The following is a 16,848-nucleotide window of genomic DNA, read 5'->3' as shown; positions in this document are numbered from 1 at the left end:
GGGGACGCTGACAACGCCCGAAAGGGTCGGCTGACCCCGGATGTCCCGTTCGCCGGGATGCCCGCCGCGCCCCAATGCCACATTGGGTGCGCTCAGCGCACCGAACGCCACATTGGGTGCGTCGCATGCACCCAATGCCACATTGGGGCGGTGCTCAGGGCCGCAAGATCGCCCGCAACGCGTCGAGCACCGACGGGTCCTCGATGGTCGACGGGACCGCCTCGTCGCGACCGTCGGCGATCCCGCGCATCGTCTTGCGCAGGATCTTCCCCGAGCGCGTCTTCGGCAGTGCGTTGACCACCGAGACGTCCCGGAACGCCGCCACCGGCCCGATATCGCGGCGGACCAGCGCGACCAGTTCGTCCCGCAACTGCTCCTCGGGCACCTCCACGCCGGACTTCAGCACCACGAAACCGCGCGGCACCTGGCCCTTCAGCTGGTCCGCGACCCCGATCACGGCACACTCCGCGACCGCCGGATGCGACGCCAGCGCGGCCTCCATCGAACCGGTCGACAGCCGATGTCCGGCCACGTTGATCACGTCGTCGGTGCGGCCCATGACGAAGAGGTAGCCGTCCTCGTCGAGGTAGCCCGAATCGCCGGTCAGGTAGTAACCGGGATAGCGCGACAGGTACGCCTCGCGGTAGCGCTCGTCGTCGCCCCACAGCGTCGGCAGCGAGCCCGGCGGCAGCGGCAGTTTCAGCGTGATCGCGCCCTCGCGACCGGCTGGCAGCTCCTCGCCCGCCTGGTCGAGAATGCGGACATCCCAGCCGGGCACCGGTTTCGTCGCCGACCCGGGTTTGACCGGCATCGGTTCGAGACCGCGCGGATTGGCCGCGATCGGCCAGCCGGTTTCGGTCTGCCACCAGTGGTCGACGACCGGCGTGCCGAGGATGTCGTGCGCCCAGTGGTAGGTCTCCGGGTCGAGCCGTTCGCCCGCCATGAAGAGGGTGCGGAACCGGGAGAGGTCGTACTTTTTGAGCTCGTCCGCGTCCGGATCCACCTTCTTCACCGCGCGCAACGCCGTCGGCGCGGTGAAGAGCGCTTGCACGCCGTGCTCGGAGATGACCCGCCAGAACGCGCCGGCGTCAGGCGTTCCTACGGGTTTTCCCTCGTACAGCACCGTTGTCGCGCCTACCAGCAGCGGCGCGTAGACGATGTACGAATGCCCGACGACCCAGCCGACGTCGGAAGCCGTCCACCACACATCACCGGCGTGGACGTCGTAGAGCGCGCCCATCGACCACGCCAGCGCGACCGCGTGCCCGCCCGCGTCGCGCACGACGCCCTTCGGCCGCCCAGTCGTGCCGGACGTGTAGAGGATGTACAGCGGGTCGGTCGCCTTCACCGGAACCGGATCCACCGGGTCGGCGTCGGCGACGAGGTCGTTCCAGTCGAGGTCAGTGCCGGACAGCTCCGCGGCCGCCTGCTCGCGCTGGAACACCACGACGTGGTCCGGTTGGTGCTCGGTGGTCTCGAGAGCGGCGTCGATGATCGGCTTGTATTCGACGACCCGTGCCGGCTCGATCCCGCACGACGCGGCGAGGATCAGCTTCGGCTTGGCGTCCTCGATCCGCGCGGCCAGTTCCTTCGGGGCGAAGCCGCCGAACACCACGGAGTGCACCGCGCCGATCCGCGCGCAGGCGAGCATCGCGATGACGGCCTGCGGAATCATCGGCAGATAAAGGATCACGCGATCGCCGCGGCTCACCCCGAGCGACGCGAGCGCGCCGGCGAAGGTCGCGACCTCGTCCCGCAGTTCGGCGTAGGTGTAGCGGCGTTTGCGGCCGCTGACCGGCGAATCCCAGATCAGCGCGTCCTGCGCGCCGCGGCCGCCGTCGGCGTGCCGGTCGAGCGCGTTGTAGGAGGTGTTCAGCTCGCCGTCGGGATACCAGCGGTAGAACGGCGCGGCGGACGGATCGAGCGCGCGGGTGGGCCGCTGCGTCCAGTCGATCGCGCGGGCCGCGTCGAGCCAGAACTGCTCCGGGTCGTCCAGACTGCGCCGATACGTCTCGGTGTACGCGCCCACGAGGTCTCCTTTGACTTCAGACGGCCGAATCCGCCCTCATGATGGCCTTTCCCGCAGCGGGTCGCAGGTCAGCCCGGTCCGGGGAGATCGATGCGGTGGATCACGTTCCCCGCGCGACCCGGCAACCCCGCGGAGGCCGTGCGCGTCCTAAGCTGGACCAGGGAGACTGGCCGCGCAGCGGCACGAGGGCACCACTGACAGTGAGGGGAACCAGCCGGTGAGCGGAATCGGGAGCGCGCTGCTCTCGCTCGCGCACACCTTGTTCGGCCCGGGGTTCTGCCCGGGCGACTGGGTGTGGGCGACGACCACAGCGGGTGCGCTCGTCGCGCTCTTCCCGGCGGCCGGGGCGCTGATCGTGGCGATCGTGCGCAAGGGGACCGGAAACCGGTACGACGCGACCACGCTCACCGTGTTCGGTCTCATCGGCGTGGTCAGCGTGCTGGTGTTTCCGTGGCTCATCTCCTCGGGCATCTCGGAAACCTTCCGCGCGGCCAACGCGGGCGGCGCGAGCGGGCTGTCCGCCTCCGAGGCGTCCACGCTGAGCACGAACTACTGCTCGTTCGTCGGGGTGCAGAAGACCTACCTCGGCGGCGGGTCGAACGTCTTCGAGACGCTCTTCTACCCGCGCGGCCTCAAGCTCTCCTACGCGCTGTACCTGCTCGCGTTCACCGTGCTGCCGGTCGGTTCGCTGCTGTTCGTGATGCTGCAGGCGCGCACCGCTTTCCGTCGCGGGCCGAAGTGGCCGTCGCGGTTCTTCTGGATCCCCTTCGTGGTCATGGCGATCGCGTCGGCGGGCATGTCGGCCAACACCGCCGTGCACTTCTGGCTCGGGTTCCTGCCGTTCAGCGTCCTGGGGCTGATCCCGGTCGCGCTGGTCGGGCCGCCGCCGTGGTCGGTGATCAACCGGCCGGAGCCGCGCCGCGACGAACCGCCTGCCGCGCAGCCCCCGCCGCGCCGGGAGCAGCTGCCGCCGCCTCCGCCGCCGCAGAACAAGCCGTACCCGGCCACCGCGCTGGCGTCCGCTCCGGAGCCGCCGCCGGCCGGAGCGCTGGCCGCCGCGCCCGGCATGATTCCGCCGCCGCCCGGCTCGCGCAACGCGGGCAGCAGCCGGTACCGGCGCGTCCGCCAGCTCGGGACCGGCGGGTTCGGCACGGTCTGGGAAGCCGTCGACACGCAGCTCAACCGCACTGTCGCGCTGAAGATCGCGCACGCGCCCGACCGCGACACCGAGGAGCGCATGCAGCGCGAGGCGCGTGCGCTGGCCGTGGTGAACCACCCCAACTGCGTCCGCGTGTACGACCTGGCCGAGGAACCGGACGGGCTCGCGCTCGTCATGGAGTACCTGCAGGGCCGCCCGCTCGCCGAGGTGGTCGACGGACAGGGTCCGATCGACGACGTCGCCGCCGGACGGCTGTGGTCGACGATGGCGGGCGCGCTGGTCGCGGCGCACGAGCGGGGCGTGCTGCACCGCGACGTGAAGCCGTCCAACGTCATCCTCGACCCGGCGGGCATCGCGCACCTCATCGACTTCGGCATCGCCCGCAGCCAGGGCGATTCCAAGATGACCGCCACCGGGATGATGATCGGCACGCCCGACTTCGTCGCGCCGGAACAGGCGATGGGCTCCCCGGCGAGCCCGGCGTCGGACGCCTGGCAGCTCGCCGCCACGGTCAGCTACGCGCTGACCGGCCAGCCGCCGCGCGGCACCCGCGATACGCCGATGGCCGCCCTGATGGCCGCGGCGCGCGCCGATCCGGTCACGCACATGCCGCAGCGTTCGGTGCACGCGCGGATCCTGGCCGCTTCGCTGGACCCGGAACCCCGCCGTCGCCCGACGCTGAACTCAGTGCGACGCGAGGTCGACGGCTGGCTGAGCCGGGCAGGCAAGGCGCTGGACGGACCGGTTACGCAGATCGTTCCGCGCCGCTCACCGCGCTGAGCCTCGTGAGTGTTGATCGCGGTTCTCACCGGGATTAGCGCTCACGACGGCTTTACCGCCGAAAACTCCAGCCGCTTCTTCGGCTCGCTCTCCACCCGCACCTGCTCGAACCCCGCCGCGGTCAGGCGGGCGGGCAGGGTGGCGGGGTCGAGGACGTTCATCGTGTCCCCGATGTGCAGCAGCCGGAATCCGAAGCTGAGCTGGCTGTCCACGCCGCAGTAGGTGCCGCCGGGCCGCAGCACCCGGAACGCCTCCGCGAAGATCCGGTCCTGCAGTTCGTCGGTCGGCACGTGGTGCAGCATCGTGAAGCACACGACCCCGGAGAACCGGCCGTCCTCGAACGGCATGTCCGCGCCGCTGCCCTCGACGACGTCGACCCGGTCGCCGTATTTCTCCCGCAACAGCCGGGTCGACGCCGGATCGATCTCCAGCGCGGTCAGCCGCGGCAAAGCGTCGACCAGCACCCGCGTGGTGGCCCCGAAACCCGGTCCGATTTCCAGCACGTCGTCGCCCAGTTCGAAACGGGCGAGCCAGTCCGGCAGCACCTCGGCCACCATGGCGGCCCACTTCTTCGAGCTGCAGAGCTTCCGGTGCATCAGGTTCATCGGCATGGACCCGACGCTAGGGACGAGCCGCGCTGACCGGAAGGCGATAGGCTGTCACCTTATGTCGCAGTACGGTCAAACCGGCGCGATGCTGCTTGGCGACCTCCCGATCGCGGCCGGAGCCTGGTTCCCCTGGCACGACCATCCGGCGCACCAGCTCGTCTGGGCCGCGCGCGGAGTCGCCGCGGTGATGGTCGGCGACGCGCAATGGGTGCTGCCGTCCACGCGCGCGCTGTGGATCCCGGTCGGCGTCTGGCATCGCACGGGCGCGGTCGGGAACGCCGAGCTGCGCGGCATCTACGCCGATCCGGAGCAGTGCCCGGTCGACTGGCCGTCCCCGCGCATCGTCATCGTCCGGCCGTTGCTGCGGGAACTGCTTGAGCACCTGTCCGCGGACGGCATCAGCGACGACGCCCGCCGCCGCGCCGAGGCGGTCGGGTTCGATCTGCTGGAGCCGATGGACGTCGCGCCGATCGTCGTCCCCGCGCCCGCCGACCCACGAGCACGGGACGTCGTCGACGCGGTGCTCGCCGACCCCGCGGACTCGCGCAGCCTGGCCGAGCTGGGCCGGGAAGTCGGCGCGAGCGAGCGGACACTGGCCCGCGCGTTCGTCCGAGACTGCCGGATGACGTTCGGCACCTGGCGCACGCAAGCACGGCTGCGCGCGGCGTTGCCGTTGCTGGCACAGGGTTTGCCGATGACGACCGTCGCGCACCGGGTCGGGTACGCGACGGCCAGCGCGTTCGTCGCAGCCTTCCGCCGGGCGGTCGGGGTGCCGCCGGGCGCCTACTTCAGCGCCACGAAGGCAGCCACATTTCCGCCTGCCAATGTTCGTTCGTGATCGGGATTCCGTTGAGGATCGGCCACAGCCAGGCGAAGTTCGCGACCACCAGCCCGACATAAAGCGACACGACGAGCAGACCGGTGCCCCGGCGTTCGAACCCGCGTTTGGCGCTGCCCAGGATCTGCCCGAGCGCCAGCACCAGCCCGAGCACCAGGAACGGGGCCATCGGAGTGGCGTAGAAGAAGTACATCTGCCGGTCGATGTTGGTGAACCAGGGCAGGTAGCCGGCGAAGTAACCGGTCAGCACGGCGGCGTAGCGCCAGTCCGCGCGGAAGAACCAGCGCCACAGGCCCCAGCCGAGCATCGGGACGGCCAGCCACCACATCGCGGGCGTGCCGATCAGCATCGTCGCGCCGAGGCAGCGCGATTCGCCGCAGCCGGTGACGTTGCCGTCGTAGTAGTAGAGCATCGGCCGCAGGCCCATCGGCCACGTCCACGGCTTCGACTCCCACGGATGCGGATTGTCCTTGGGCGTCAGCAGGGTCTCGTGGAAATGCAGCACGTTGGCGGTGTAGCTGCCGAGCGAGCGCAGCGCGGGCGGGATCCAGCCGAACATGCCCGGGTCGAGGTTCTTGATCTCGGTGTAGTGCCGGTCGGTCGCGGTTTCGCTGGCGAACCACGCCCAGTACGCCGCCAGGTACATCAGCACCGGCACGACGAGGATGGCCCACAGCGCGGGAGCGACGTCGCGCCGGATCGTGCCGACCCACGGCCGCTGCACACCCGCCGCGCGCCGGGCGGCGACGTCGAAGAACACGGTGAGCAGGCCGAACGCCGCGATGTAGTAGAGCGCCGACCATTTGACGCCGAAGGTCAGCCCGATCATCAGCCCGGCCGCGAACCGCCACCAGCGGAAGCCGAGCTTCGGGCCCCACTGCGATTCGCCGATCCAGCCCTCGCGCACCGCGACGGCCAGCCGTTGCCGTACCTGGTCGCGGTCGCAGAGCACGCAGGCGAACGCGGCGAGCACGAAGAACGCGATGAAGATGTCGAGCATCCCCATCCGCGACTGCAGGTGCAGCACGCCGTCGCAGATCACCAGGACGCCCGCGATGCCGCCGAGCAGCGTCGAGCGGGTCAGCCGGCGCGCGATGCGCACAGTGAGCAGCACGATCAGCGTGCCGGCCACGGCCGACATGAACCGCCAGCCCCAGCCGTTGTAGCCGAAGAGCCACTCGCCGAACGCGATGAAGTCCTTGGCCAGCGGCGGGTGCACGATCAGCTCGTACCCGGCGTTGTCCTCGTACCCGCCGTTGCGCAGCATCTGCGCGGCCTGGGGCACGTAGTGCTTCTCGTCGAAGACGGGACTGTTGTGGTCAGTGGGAAGGCCCAGATTCTGCAGCCGGACGACGCCGCCGATCACGGTCAGGACGAACGTGACGATCCAGCCGCGCAGCCGGTCGGCGGGCAGGGCCCGGCCGAGCAGGGTGGCTTCGCGGTCGGTCGGGGGGCGGCGCGCGTCGACCGGGTCCGGCCGCACGCTCTCGTCGTCGGCACGGGTCAGCAGCGCGGTCACGGGGCCCGATAGTACGGCCTGATCCACCGGTGGCGTCTGGTTAGGCTGACTGCCATGACTTCTGTGTCCGGACGGCTCGTGCTCGCCGCCACCCCGCTGGGCGATCCCGGCGACGCGTCCGCCCGGCTGATCGAGGCGCTGGGCTCGGCAGACGTGATCGCCGCCGAGGACACTCGGCGCCTGCGCGGCCTCGCTTCCGCGCTCGGCGTGTCGCCCACTGGCCGCGTGGTCAGCTTCTATGAAGACGTCGAGACTGCCCGGTTGCCGAAGCTGCTGGAGGCGCTGCACAGCGGCGAGACGGTGCTGGTGGTGACTGATGCCGGGATGCCGAGCGTGTCCGATCCCGGGTTCCGTCTCGTGGCCGCTTGTGTCGAGGAGGACCTGCCGATCACCTGCCTCCCTGGCCCCTCAGCGGTGACGACGGCGCTCGCGTTGTCCGGGCTGCCGTGCGACCGGTTCTGCTTCGAGGGCTTCGCGCCGCGCAAGCCTGGTGAGCGGTCGAAGTGGTTCGCCGAGTTGGCGAGCGAGCGCCGGACCGTCGTGTTCTTCGAATCGCCGCACCGGATCGCTTCCCTGCTGTCGGACGCCGCCGCCGCGCTGGGCGGCACGCGGCGGGCCGCGGTGTGCCGGGAACTGACGAAGACGTACGAAGAGGTCAAACGCGGCACTCTCGCGGAACTTGCCGAGTGGGCAGCGGACGGGGTTCGCGGCGAGATCTCGGTGGTGCTGGAGGGGGCGGCTCCTCGGCAGGCGTCGGTGGCGGATCTGGTGCCGGAGGTGGCGGAACGGGTCGCTTCGGGGGAACGGCTGAAGACCGTCGCGGCCGAGGTCGCCAGCGCGGCCGGGGTGTCTACAAAGGAGCTTTACGCGGCGGTGCTCGCGGCTCGGAAGTGAGTTAGTTCCCGCGCGCGTTGTCTTCGGCTAGGAACCGCAGCCACTGCGGGTCTCCGGGCGCGGCTTTGGTGATCGTGGCCAGTTCCTCCGGCCGCCAAGTGCCGACACCGTCGGTGTGCACGACGTGATCGTCCAGCAGGCCCTCGTCGGGGATCTCCATGGTGCCGGCAAGGAACTCGGCGACGGTGGCCGGATCCGCGACGGTGCGGGGAGAAGGAACGGGCACCAGCGCGAGTTCGCAATCCCCGGCGACCACGAGGTCACCCCAGGCCGCGCGCCGAACGCGACGTTGGACCAGGGCCAGGAGACAAACCGGTTGAGCCATTTCGGGTCATCGCGGTCGGCGGGCTGCGGGTCGCCGAGCGAGACCTTCCTGACCCGGCGCAGCGAAGGGAACTCGAACGCCAGGACCTGGTGTTCGTAGGTGTTGCCGCGAATCGCCAGGTACCGCCCGTCGGAGCTGAAGACCGGAAGCCTCAGCCGTTGGAGTCCACAATCAGGGCCCGGTCGAGGAACTGCAGCCGGTCACCTGGACGGGAGAAGAGCACAAAGCTCGCGCCCTGATCGCTCTGCATCGTGGCGACCAGCCCTCCCGCTGGATGCGCGACGATGCCGCCGTCCCACATCGGGGCAGGCGTGACGGCCCCGATGTCGAGATCGATCGCATCCGAACGGTCGTAGAGATCGGGTGGGGTCGGCGACGTCCACAGCGACTGGCCGTCCGGACTGAAGACCACATGGTCAGAGACGGCGATGTCCAGCGGTCGAACTTCTCGTAAGCCGGGGAATCTTTGCCCACCGCGCCGAATTCGCGAAGCACTCGTTCGGCGTAGTAGAGGTGCACCGCGGGCCGGTCCTGATCGATCCCGGCGACGAGCGGCAGTTTCGGATGGCACACCAGCTTGCCGAGCGAAGCGGTGGGGATCCGGGCGATGGCCTGGACAGCGGTCACTACAAGATTTTACCGGCTGCGCAACAGCATTTTCGCCGCTACCAAAGCCTTTTCCGCGTCCGGCTCCTCGCCGGTGATCGCGTCGGTGTAGATGAACGACTCGCCGACCCGCACGAGCAGATACGCCAGATCCGCCACCGGCAACGGAGTCTCCAACCGCCCCGCCGCCACCTCGTCCGACAGCAGCGCCTGCACCTTCTCGATGGTCCGCGACTGCACGAGGCTCGCCTTGGTCGTCAACAACCTCAGCGCACGCTCCGGTTCCCGGCGCAAAAACGCGCGGAACGGCGAGGACGCGTTGACCGTCCGCACGAACGCCCCGATCGCCTCCGCGACGCCGTCCCCGCCGCGACCTGCATAACTCACGTTATCCAGCACCGAGGACGTCTCCGCCCACAGGATTTCGCTCAGCAGGTGATCGCGGCTGCCGACCCAGCGGTGCAGGGTCGCGCGGCTGACGCCGAGGTCGGCGGCCAGGTCGCGCATGTCGACGCGGTCTCCGGCGAGAAACCGGGCGCGGGCGAGGCGGAAGGCCGCGACGGCGTCGGGTCGCGAGGTGCGGGTGGACAGTGGCGTGTCGATGGGTGAGACGTTAGCAGAGAGTGTCCCATGAATGAGACATGTGGCAGAATGTCTCACGACGAGAGGAGCCGCGAAGATGCGTGCTGTGCAGGTGACCGAATTCGGCGGTCCCGAGGTGCTGAAGCCGGTCGAGCTGCCCGATCCGGTGGCCGGGCCGGGGCGGGTGCTGATCGAGGTCGACCGCGTCGGACTGAACTACGCGGACACGCACCAGGCGGAAAACTCGTATCTCGCCCCGAGCAAACTGCCGCTCGTGCCGGGCGGCGAGGTCGTCGGGCGCACGGCGGACGGCAAGCGCGTGGTCGCGCTGCTCAACGACGGCGGCGGTTACGCCGAGCGCGTCGTCGCCGACGAGGCCATGACCTTCCCGGTTCCGGACGGCGTCGACGATCTGAACGCGCTGTCCATGCTGGTCCAGGGCGCGACCGCGTGGATCATGCTGCGCAAGAACGCCCACCTTGAGCCCGGCGAGTCCGTGGTCGTGCACGCCGCGGCGGGCGGCGTCGGGTCGATCGCGGTGCAGCTGGCCAACGCGTGGGGCGCGGGCCGCGTCATCGCGACGGCGAGCAGCGAGGAAAAGCGCGCGCTGGCGATCGAACTCGGCGCGGACGTCGCGGTCGACTCCCGCGCGGAGAACATGACCGAAGTCCTCCGGGAGGCCAACGGCGGCAAGCGAGTCGACGTCGTCCTCGACATGGTCGGCGGCCCGACCACCGACCAGAGCATCGTCGCGCTGGCTCCGTTCGGCCGTCTGGTCTTCTACGGGATGGCCGGCCGCCGCTCGCCGAAGCCGATCGAGTTGCGCAACCTGCTCGGCCACAGCACGACCGTGGCCGGGATGTGGCTGCCGCACGTGTTCCGCTTGCCGGGCAACGTTTTCGGCACCGCGCTCAGCGACCTGTTCACGATGGTGCTGGACGGAAAACTCCGCGCGGTCGCGGGCGGCGAGTACGCGCTGGAGGACGCCCGGAAAGCCCACGAGGCGCTGCGGTCCCGGGGCACGACGGGCAAGTTGCTGCTCGACCCGCGTCGCTGACCGTCGTGAGTGCTGATCACGGTTCTCACCGCGATCAGCACTCGCGAGGGCTGGCCAGCAAGGACTCCAGCGGCGCCGCTTTGTGCAGGCACTCCTGCCACTCCGCGGCGCTGTCCGAGTCCGCCGTGATCCCGCCGCCGACGCCGAGCGCGATCCGGTCCCCGGCGATTTCGAAGGTCCGGATCGCCACGTTCAGCTCCAGCCCGGCCAGCGGCGACACCAGTCCGACCGCGCCGGTGTACACGCCGCGCGCGGCCGGTTCCAGTTCGGCGATCAGGTCCAGCGCCCGGATCTTCGGCGCGCCGGTGACCGAACCGGGCGGGAACGTCGCGGCCAGCAGCCCGGCGTCGGTCACGCCGTCCGCCAGCACACCCTCCACAGTGGACGCCAGATGCCACACCCCCGGCGCGGGACGCACCGCGAGCAGCTCCGGGACCACGACACTGCCGACGTCGCACACCCGGCCGAGGTCGTTGCGCACCAGGTCGGTGATCATCACGTTCTCCGCGACATCCTTCGCCGACTGCCGCAGCCGGAGCGCGTTGCCGTCGTCCGCCGGACCGCGCCGGGGCAGCGTCCCCTTGATCGGCGACGACCGGACGCGGCGGCCGTGCCGGGCCAAAAACAGTTCCGGCGACAGCGAAACCACCGAACCCCAGGCACCCGCGACGTAAGCCGCCCGCTGCGGAGCCAGCCGTCGCACTCCCTCGGCGAACAGCGCGGCCGGTGAACCTTCGAACGTCCCGGTGAACCGCGAGCAGACGTTCGCCTGGAACAGTTCGCCTGCCTCGATCTCGTGCACGCACGCCTTCACCGCCTGCTCGTGCCCGGACGGTCGCCGCAATGGACTTGCCGACCACGACAGCTCCTCGGACCCGGACAAAGCCCGCTCCACCACGGCGAGTTGCGTGTCGGCGTCGCCTTCAAGCGACTCGAACCAGCACACTCCCGCCGCGTCCCAGCGCAGCACGTGATCCGCCCAGCCCCAGGCCGACGCCGGAACCCCGGTCGAGCGGCCGGACGGATCCGCCTGGTCATAAGCCAGAAACCCGAACCACCCGCCGCCGATCCGACCCGAAGGACCCGAAACCGGAGAAACCGAAGGGAACGGCCGCGGAGTCACCGCCAGGAACGGAGCCACCACCGCCCGCGACCCGAACCAGTCCCCGCAGACCGCGGCCGGTTCGGGCAGGCCGTGCGCCCGCGCGTACGCGGACAGCAGGACAAGCACCCGCGAAGGTGACAGGTCGGTCCGCAGCCGCTGGAAACGCATCGCGCCATTGTGCCGGAAACCGGCGGTGACCAGCGGAAAAGGTGATCAGAGCAGCACATCGGACAGCGCGAACGGATACACCACCGCGTCCTGCGCCACCGGGCCGTCGACGCCGGGCACGTCCGGCGCGAAGGCGTGCTGGTGCAGCCCGAGCCGCGAATGGAACCAGCCGGGCCGCCCGGGAATGCCGTTGTGCCGCACGAGCCACAGCACTACTTCGGAATCAGCCCAGCGATCCGGGTGCAGGCGGTGCGCCCAGCAGTCGTGCCCGGCGTACACGAGAACCCGGCGGATCTTCGCGGCGTGCCGCACGTGTTTGATCCACGCCTTCACGAACCGGTCGTCGACGCTTTGCGCGTCCACCTCGAGCGCCGGGGCGAGCGAACCGGGCGCGAACGCCCCGAGCCTGCTCGCCGTCCGGACGAAATGGTCGGCCTGGTCGTGCACCGCGCCAGGTCGCGCGTAGTGCCGGGCACCGGTGTGAATGCCCGCGTGCTGAGCCTCGGCCAGCGTCCGTTCCGCGCCGGGGTCGCTCCAGTTGACGTTCTCGCTGATCGTCACCGAAGCGAATCGCACGTCGGCGCCGCGCACCGCCGCCCAATCGAGCACTTGCTCGCGATGAGTGAGCGTGAGTCCGCGCCCACTCTCCGGTTCCGCCACCACGCACCCCTGACAAGCCCCACGACGGGTGAAAGGCCACCCTACGTCCGGAAATCCGGAGCGGGGTGACCTTTCCCGGCGTGTCGATAGGCTTTGATCAGGCGTTTTCCCGCTGGAAGGTGCGCGTTCCCCACCACACCGCCACAACGGCCATGACCAGCACGATCACCCCGCCGGTGAACAGCGCGTCCATCGAGAAGTCGCCGCGGAAACTGTTGCGCTCCACGTCGACCACGTGCCGGAACGGGTTGATCTGCGAGATCGTGTACAGCCACTTCGGAGCCAGCCCGGCCGTGATCGGGATGAGGATCCCGGACAGCAGCAGCAACGGCATCAGCACCGCGTTGAGCAGCGCCGGGAGTGCTTCCTCGCTCTTGAGCGTGAGCGCCAGCGCGTAGGAGCACGACGCCAGCGTGAGCGCGAGCAGGAACACGATCGCCAGGCTCAGCAGCACTCCGCCGAACGGCGCGTTCAGGTCGAACACCAGGTAGGCGAGCAGGATGATCAGCACCGCCTGCACCACCGCCTGCAGCGCGTTCGCCAGCACCTTCCCGAGCAGCAGCGCGGCCCGGTGCACCGGCGTGACGCGCATCCGCTCGACCACGCCGGACCGGTACTCGGCGATCAGCCCGAAGCCCACGAACGAACTGCCGAACAGCGCCAGCTGCGCGACCAGTGCGGGCGTGAGCACCATCCAGCCGTCGACCTCGGACATCCCCTGCGCACCGAGCGATTTCACCAGCAGCGGGCCGAAGAAGAACAGGTACAGCAACGGCTGTGCGAGCCCGATCATCAGCCACGTCGGGTTCCGCAGCGCGCCAGCCATGTCGCGGCGGAAGATCAACCAGGTGTCACGCAGCATCGGACACCTCCGGTTCCGTTGCCGGGGGCTGCTCCGCTTCGCGTAGCGAGCGGCCGGTGAGAGTAAGGAATACGTCGTCCAAGGTCGGCCGCGTGACCTGCATGGCTGCCGTCGCGATGTCCTTGGCGTCGAGCGCGCGCAGCAGCTCCGGCATCGCGGTGTCGCCGCGCGGCACCCGGAACCGGATCGACCCCTCGCGCACGGCGAACTCGTGCGCGCCCGGCAGCTGCCGGGCCAGGTCGGCGGCGGCCGCGGCGGATCGCGGATCCACCTCGATCGCCACCCCGTCGCCGGAGACCCGCTCCTTCAGCGCGTCCGGATGCCCCTCGGCGACGATCCGGCCGTCGTCGATCACGATCAGCCGGTCGGCCAGCGCGTCCGCCTCGTCGAGGTAATGCGTGGTCAGGAAGATCGTGACGCCCTGCTCGGCGCGCAACCGCCGGATGTGCTCCCACAGGTTCGCCCGGCTCTGCGGGTCGAGTCCGGTGGACGGCTCGTCGAGAAAGACCAGCCCCGGCGAATGGATCAGCCCCATCGCGATGTCGAGCCTGCGCCGCTGACCCCCGGACAGCGTCTTCGTGGCCCGCTGCTCCAGCCCGGTCAGGTCAAGCTGCTCGGCGAGCACTTTGCCGCGCGCGATCGCGTCAGCCTTGCTCATCCGGTACAGCCTGCCCTGCAGCTCAAGCTCTTCCCCGACGCGTGATTCGGGCGCGGTCCCGCCGCCCTGTGCGACGTACCCGATGTTGCGGCGCACTCCCGCCGCGTCGGTCAGCAGGTCGTGCCCGCCGACGGTCGCCGTGCCCGCGGTCGGTTTCAGCAGGGTGGTGAGCATGCGCAGCGTCGTGGTCTTGCCCGCCCCATTCGGACCGAGGAACCCGACCAGCTCGCCCTCCTCGACGTCGAGATCGACCCCCCGCACCGCGTGCACCTCGCCACCGGCTCGGCCCTTGCGGCGGAAGCGCCGCTCGAGTCCGCGTGCCGTGATCATGGATTGCCCCTCTCCTCCCAAGAAGATCAGCTAGTCAATCTTGACTAGCTGACGCGCACACTGTGCCCGAGGAAGGACGGGTTAGTCAAATTTGATTACTCGGGGGCTGGCGGAACGAACGCCGAACTGGGGTCGTCGGCCATCACGTACTCGCCTGCCTCGAGCCTGCCGATCAGCCCGGTGAGCCACTCCCGGCTCGCGCTGGCGATCCCGCCCCACAAGCGGAACAGCTCGGTCACGTGCGGCGGTTTGCCCCAGGTGTCGTCCTCGATGCTCAACCGCGATCGGCGCTCTTCCGCCTCGAAGTGGATCAGGTTCTGCTGGAGCAGGCTGATCGTGTACTTCCGCGGGAGCGCGGGCATCAGGCTCACCGCCGCGCACAACTCCGCGTTGCTCGCGCTCGGATCGGACAATCCCTTCGAGATGAGGACCTGGAACTCGTGCTCGCCCGCCGGCGAAAGCCGGTAAGCGACCCGGTCCGGACCGCCGTCGCCCGGTTCGACGTCGATCTTCTCCAGCAGGTCCTCGGCGGCCATTTTCTTGAGCGCGTGGTAGATCGAGCCGGGCTGGACGTTCGCCCACTTGTCCGCCGACCACGACAGCAGTTCGCGGCGCACCTGGTAGCCGTGCGCGCGGCCGAACATCCGCACGACCCCGAGCACCAGCAGACGCGTCGCCGACACCGGCTCTCCCTTCCCCGACCACCACGAAACGCCCTGGAGCGCATCCGTAGGCTAAACAGGTATGAGCACCTCTGTGTTGACCGCGGTGGCCTGGCCCTACGCCAACGGCCCCCGCCACATCGGCCACGTGTCCGGATTCGGCGTCCCGTCCGACGTCTTCTCCCGCTACCAGCGAATGGCCGGCAACCGGGTGCTCATGGTGTCCGGGACCGACGAACACGGCACGCCGATCACCGTCCAGGCGGACAAAGAGGGGATGACCCCGCAGCAGACCGCGGACAAGTACACCCGCCAGATCGACGAGGACCTGCGCGGCCTCGGCCTTTCCTACGACCTGTTCACCCGCACCACCACCGGCAACCACGCCGCGGTGACGCAGGAGATCTTCCTCGCGCTCAACCGCAACGGCTACGTGGTCCCGAAGACCACCCGCGGCGCGATCAGCCCGTCCACCGGACGCACGCTGCCCGACCGCTACATCGAGGGCACCTGCCCGATCTGCGGCTACGACGGCGCGCGCGGCGACCAGTGCGACAACTGCGGCAACCAGCTCGACGCGGCCGAGCTGATCAACCCGAAGTCGCGGATCAACGGCGAGACGCCGAAGTTCGTCGAGACCGAGCACTACTTCCTCGACCTGCCGGCGTTCACCAAGACCCTCGGCGACTGGCTGGGCACCAAGACCGACTGGCGGCCGAACGTCCTCAACTTCACCCGCAACCTGATCGACGACATGCGGCCGCGGCCGATCACCCGCGACCTCGACTGGGGCGTGAAGATCCCGCTGGACGGCTGGCGCGACCAGCCGCTCAAGCGGTTCTACGTCTGGTTCGACGCGGTCATCGGCTATTTCTCCGCGAGCGTCGAATGGGCGCGCCGCAACGGCACCCCGGACGCGTGGCAGGAGTGGTGGGCCAACGCCGACGCGCGCGCCTACTACTTCATGGGCAAGGACAACATCACCTTCCACGCCCAGATCTGGCCCGCGCTGCTGCTCGGCCAGAACGGCGACGGCGACCGCGGCGGCGAGGCGGGCAAGTACGGCAAGCTCCACCTGCCGGACGAGATCGTGTCCAGCGAGTTCCTCACCATGAGCGGGTCGAAGTTCTCCACCTCGCGCGGCACGGTCATTTACGTGCACGACTTCCTGCGGGAGTTCGGGCCGGACGCGTTGCGGTACTTCATCTCGGTGGCCGGTCCGGAGACTCAGGACACGGACTTCACGTGGGACGAGTTCGTTCGGCGGACGAATTTCGAGCTGGCTAACGAGTGGGGCAACCTGGTTAACCGGTCGATCTCTATGGCGCACAAGAACAATGGGGCGGTTCCGGCTCCTACCGCGCCTGCGCCCGCGGACGAGGAACTGAAGGCGCTGTCCCGGCAGGCGTTTGAGACCGCTGGCGGGCATCTCGCGCGGTCGCGGTTCAAGTTGGCCGCGGCTGAGGCGATGCGGGTGGTTACGGCGGCGAACCGGTATCTGTCGGATCAGGAGCCGTGGAAGCTCAAGGAGGATCCGGATCGGCGGGACGCGGTGTTGCACACGGCGTTGCAGGTGGTTTCGGACGCGAATACGTTGCTGACTCCGTTCCTGCCGCATTCGGCGCAGAAGGTGCACGAGGCGCTGGGCGGGACTGGGGTTTGGGCTGCTCAGCCTGAGCTGCATGAGGTTGAGGATCTTGACCTGCCCGGGCGGGTCAATCCGATTCTCACCGGGGATTACGCCAGTGAGAAGGCAAAGTGGGAGTCTCAGCCGATCGAGGTTGGGCGGCCGTTGGAGAAGCCGACTCCGTTGTTTACGAAGCTGGACCCGAAGTTGGGGGAGACCGGGCCGGAGTGGGCTCCGATCGTGACTGACTGAGGTTCTCGGGCGGCTCGTCGCCTGGCGGCGACATTGCGCCCTGAGCGGGGGCCACCACCCCGAAGGTTCATTGTGCTGACGGTTCGGGGGTGCTTGTCAAGGCGGGAAAGATGCCTTGACAAGCACC

General features: G+C 69.5%; 16 protein-coding genes. 5 read left to right on the top strand and 11 right to left on the bottom strand.

Annotated features, from left to right (window positions below):
• Positions 1-154 precede the first annotated feature (154 nt).
• Positions 155-2,029 carry a propionyl-CoA synthetase gene (locus tag ABZX37_RS23470; protein ID WP_354742782.1) on the bottom strand — a complete coding sequence of 625 codons (1,875 nt, stop codon included), beginning with the start codon at positions 2,027-2,029 and terminating at the stop codon, positions 155-157.
• Positions 2,030-2,246: 217 nt separating this feature from the next.
• Between ABZX37_RS23470 and ABZX37_RS23465 the strand changes: the two genes are divergently transcribed.
• The gene (locus tag ABZX37_RS23465; RefSeq protein ID WP_354742780.1) at positions 2,247-3,968 is read left to right on the top strand and encodes a serine/threonine-protein kinase; all 1,722 of its coding nucleotides are present in this window, start codon (positions 2,247-2,249) and stop codon (positions 3,966-3,968) included.
• Between the two features lie 41 nt (positions 3,969-4,009).
• Here the strand turns inward: ABZX37_RS23465 and ABZX37_RS23460 are convergent, their stop codons facing one another.
• Positions 4,010-4,579 carry a class I SAM-dependent methyltransferase gene (locus ABZX37_RS23460; RefSeq protein WP_354742778.1) on the bottom strand — a complete coding sequence of 190 codons (570 nt, stop codon included), beginning with the start codon at positions 4,577-4,579 and terminating at the stop codon, positions 4,010-4,012.
• 55 nt (positions 4,580-4,634) lie between these two features.
• Between ABZX37_RS23460 and ABZX37_RS23455 the strand changes: the two genes are divergently transcribed.
• A complete protein-coding gene (locus ABZX37_RS23455; RefSeq protein WP_354742776.1) occupies positions 4,635-5,414 on the top strand; it encodes a helix-turn-helix transcriptional regulator in 780 nt (259 codons plus the stop codon).
• Here the strand turns inward: ABZX37_RS23455 and ABZX37_RS23450 are convergent.
• Positions 5,365-6,933: a phospholipid carrier-dependent glycosyltransferase gene (locus ABZX37_RS23450; RefSeq protein WP_354742774.1), complete on the bottom strand. Its 1,569-nt coding sequence runs from the start codon at positions 6,931-6,933 to the stop codon at positions 5,365-5,367. The two genes, ABZX37_RS23455 and ABZX37_RS23450, sit on opposite strands and share 50 nt — an antisense overlap.
• A 54-nt stretch (positions 6,934-6,987) precedes the next feature.
• On the opposite strand from ABZX37_RS23450, the gene rsmI reads away from it, so the two are divergent.
• Positions 6,988-7,827 (top strand): 16S rRNA (cytidine(1402)-2'-O)-methyltransferase, encoded by an 840-nt coding sequence (gene rsmI / locus ABZX37_RS23445; RefSeq protein ID WP_354742772.1) that lies wholly within the window; start codon positions 6,988-6,990, stop codon positions 7,825-7,827.
• A gap of 1 nt (position 7,828) precedes the next feature.
• Here the strand turns inward: rsmI and ABZX37_RS23440 are convergent, their stop codons facing one another.
• The 3 genes from ABZX37_RS23440 to ABZX37_RS23430 all read right to left on the bottom strand — a co-directional run bounded on the left by ABZX37_RS23440 (position 7,829) and on the right by ABZX37_RS23430 (position 9,265).
• Complete coding sequence (locus ABZX37_RS23440; RefSeq protein ID WP_354742770.1) at positions 7,829-8,152, bottom strand: hypothetical protein; 324 nt, start codon at positions 8,150-8,152, stop codon at positions 7,829-7,831.
• Positions 8,153-8,303: 151 nt separating this feature from the next.
• Positions 8,304-8,564 (bottom strand): hypothetical protein, encoded by a 261-nt coding sequence (locus tag ABZX37_RS23435; RefSeq protein WP_354742768.1) that lies wholly within the window; start codon positions 8,562-8,564, stop codon positions 8,304-8,306.
• Between the two features lie 224 nt (positions 8,565-8,788).
• Positions 8,789-9,265 carry a QsdR family transcriptional regulator gene (locus tag ABZX37_RS23430; protein WP_354742766.1) on the bottom strand — a complete coding sequence of 159 codons (477 nt, stop codon included), beginning with the start codon at positions 9,263-9,265 and terminating at the stop codon, positions 8,789-8,791.
• 172 nt (positions 9,266-9,437) lie between these two features.
• Here ABZX37_RS23430 and ABZX37_RS23425 point away from each other — a divergent pair, with 172 nt between their 5' ends.
• Complete coding sequence (locus ABZX37_RS23425) at positions 9,438-10,397, top strand: NADPH:quinone oxidoreductase family protein (protein WP_354742764.1); 960 nt, start codon at positions 9,438-9,440, stop codon at positions 10,395-10,397.
• Positions 10,398-10,431: 34 nt separating this feature from the next.
• On the opposite strand, the gene ABZX37_RS23420 is transcribed toward ABZX37_RS23425, so the two are convergent.
• The 5 genes from ABZX37_RS23420 to ABZX37_RS23400 form a co-directional block, all read right to left on the bottom strand.
• A complete protein-coding gene (locus ABZX37_RS23420) occupies positions 10,432-11,670 on the bottom strand; it encodes an aminodeoxychorismate synthase component I (RefSeq protein ID WP_354742762.1) in 1,239 nt (412 codons plus the stop codon).
• A 45-nt stretch (positions 11,671-11,715) separates the two neighbouring features.
• Entirely contained in the window at positions 11,716-12,330 is a 615-nt protein-coding gene (locus ABZX37_RS23415; protein WP_354742760.1) for a GH25 family lysozyme, read from the bottom strand.
• A gap of 97 nt (positions 12,331-12,427) precedes the next feature.
• Positions 12,428-13,192 (bottom strand): ABC transporter permease, encoded by a 765-nt coding sequence (locus ABZX37_RS23410; protein ID WP_354742758.1) that lies wholly within the window; start codon positions 13,190-13,192, stop codon positions 12,428-12,430.
• The gene (locus ABZX37_RS23405) at positions 13,182-14,180 is read right to left on the bottom strand and encodes an ATP-binding cassette domain-containing protein (protein WP_354742756.1); all 999 of its coding nucleotides are present in this window, start codon (positions 14,178-14,180) and stop codon (positions 13,182-13,184) included. The genes ABZX37_RS23410 and ABZX37_RS23405 overlap by 11 nt, the downstream gene beginning before the upstream one ends.
• A gap of 95 nt (positions 14,181-14,275) precedes the next feature.
• Positions 14,276-14,863 (bottom strand): PadR family transcriptional regulator, encoded by a 588-nt coding sequence (locus ABZX37_RS23400; protein ID WP_354742754.1) that lies wholly within the window; start codon positions 14,861-14,863, stop codon positions 14,276-14,278.
• A 61-nt stretch (positions 14,864-14,924) separates the two neighbouring features.
• Here ABZX37_RS23400 and metG point away from each other — a divergent pair, with 61 nt between their 5' ends.
• Positions 14,925-16,721 carry a methionine--tRNA ligase gene (metG, locus tag ABZX37_RS23395; protein WP_354742752.1) on the top strand — a complete coding sequence of 599 codons (1,797 nt, stop codon included), beginning with the start codon at positions 14,925-14,927 and terminating at the stop codon, positions 16,719-16,721.
• The last annotated feature ends 127 nt before the right edge of the window (positions 16,722-16,848 follow it).

Origin of the sequence: Amycolatopsis sp. NPDC004079 (assembly GCF_040610415.1) — a bacterium.
GTDB classification, from domain to species: domain Bacteria; phylum Actinomycetota; class Actinomycetes; order Mycobacteriales; family Pseudonocardiaceae; genus Amycolatopsis; species Amycolatopsis halotolerans.
This window is presented reverse-complemented; position numbering and strand designations above follow the sequence as displayed.

What these genes read in the sequence shown, in the direction of transcription:
- ABZX37_RS23425 (WP_354742764.1), top strand. Translation starts at nt 9,438, where the DNA reads ATGCGTGCTGTGCAGGTGACCGAATTCGGCGGTCCCGAGGTGCTGAAG.
- ABZX37_RS23460 (WP_354742778.1), bottom strand. Translation starts at nt 4,579, where the DNA reads ATGCCGATGAACCTGATGCACCGGAAGCTCTGCAGCTCGAAGAAGTGG.
- ABZX37_RS23455 (WP_354742776.1), top strand. Translation starts at nt 4,635, where the DNA reads ATGTCGCAGTACGGTCAAACCGGCGCGATGCTGCTTGGCGACCTCCCG.
- ABZX37_RS23440 (WP_354742770.1), bottom strand. Translation starts at nt 8,152, where the DNA reads ATGGCTCAACCGGTTTGTCTCCTGGCCCTGGTCCAACGTCGCGTTCGG.
- ABZX37_RS23420 (WP_354742762.1), bottom strand. Translation starts at nt 11,670, where the DNA reads ATGCGTTTCCAGCGGCTGCGGACCGACCTGTCACCTTCGCGGGTGCTT.
- ABZX37_RS23405 (WP_354742756.1), bottom strand. Translation starts at nt 14,180, where the DNA reads ATGATCACGGCACGCGGACTCGAGCGGCGCTTCCGCCGCAAGGGCCGA.
- metG (WP_354742752.1), top strand. Translation starts at nt 14,925, where the DNA reads ATGAGCACCTCTGTGTTGACCGCGGTGGCCTGGCCCTACGCCAACGGC.
- rsmI (WP_354742772.1), top strand. Translation starts at nt 6,988, where the DNA reads ATGACTTCTGTGTCCGGACGGCTCGTGCTCGCCGCCACCCCGCTGGGC.
- ABZX37_RS23410 (WP_354742758.1), bottom strand. Translation starts at nt 13,192, where the DNA reads ATGCTGCGTGACACCTGGTTGATCTTCCGCCGCGACATGGCTGGCGCG.
- ABZX37_RS23430 (WP_354742766.1), bottom strand. Translation starts at nt 9,265, where the DNA reads ATGCGCGACCTGGCCGCCGACCTCGGCGTCAGCCGCGCGACCCTGCAC.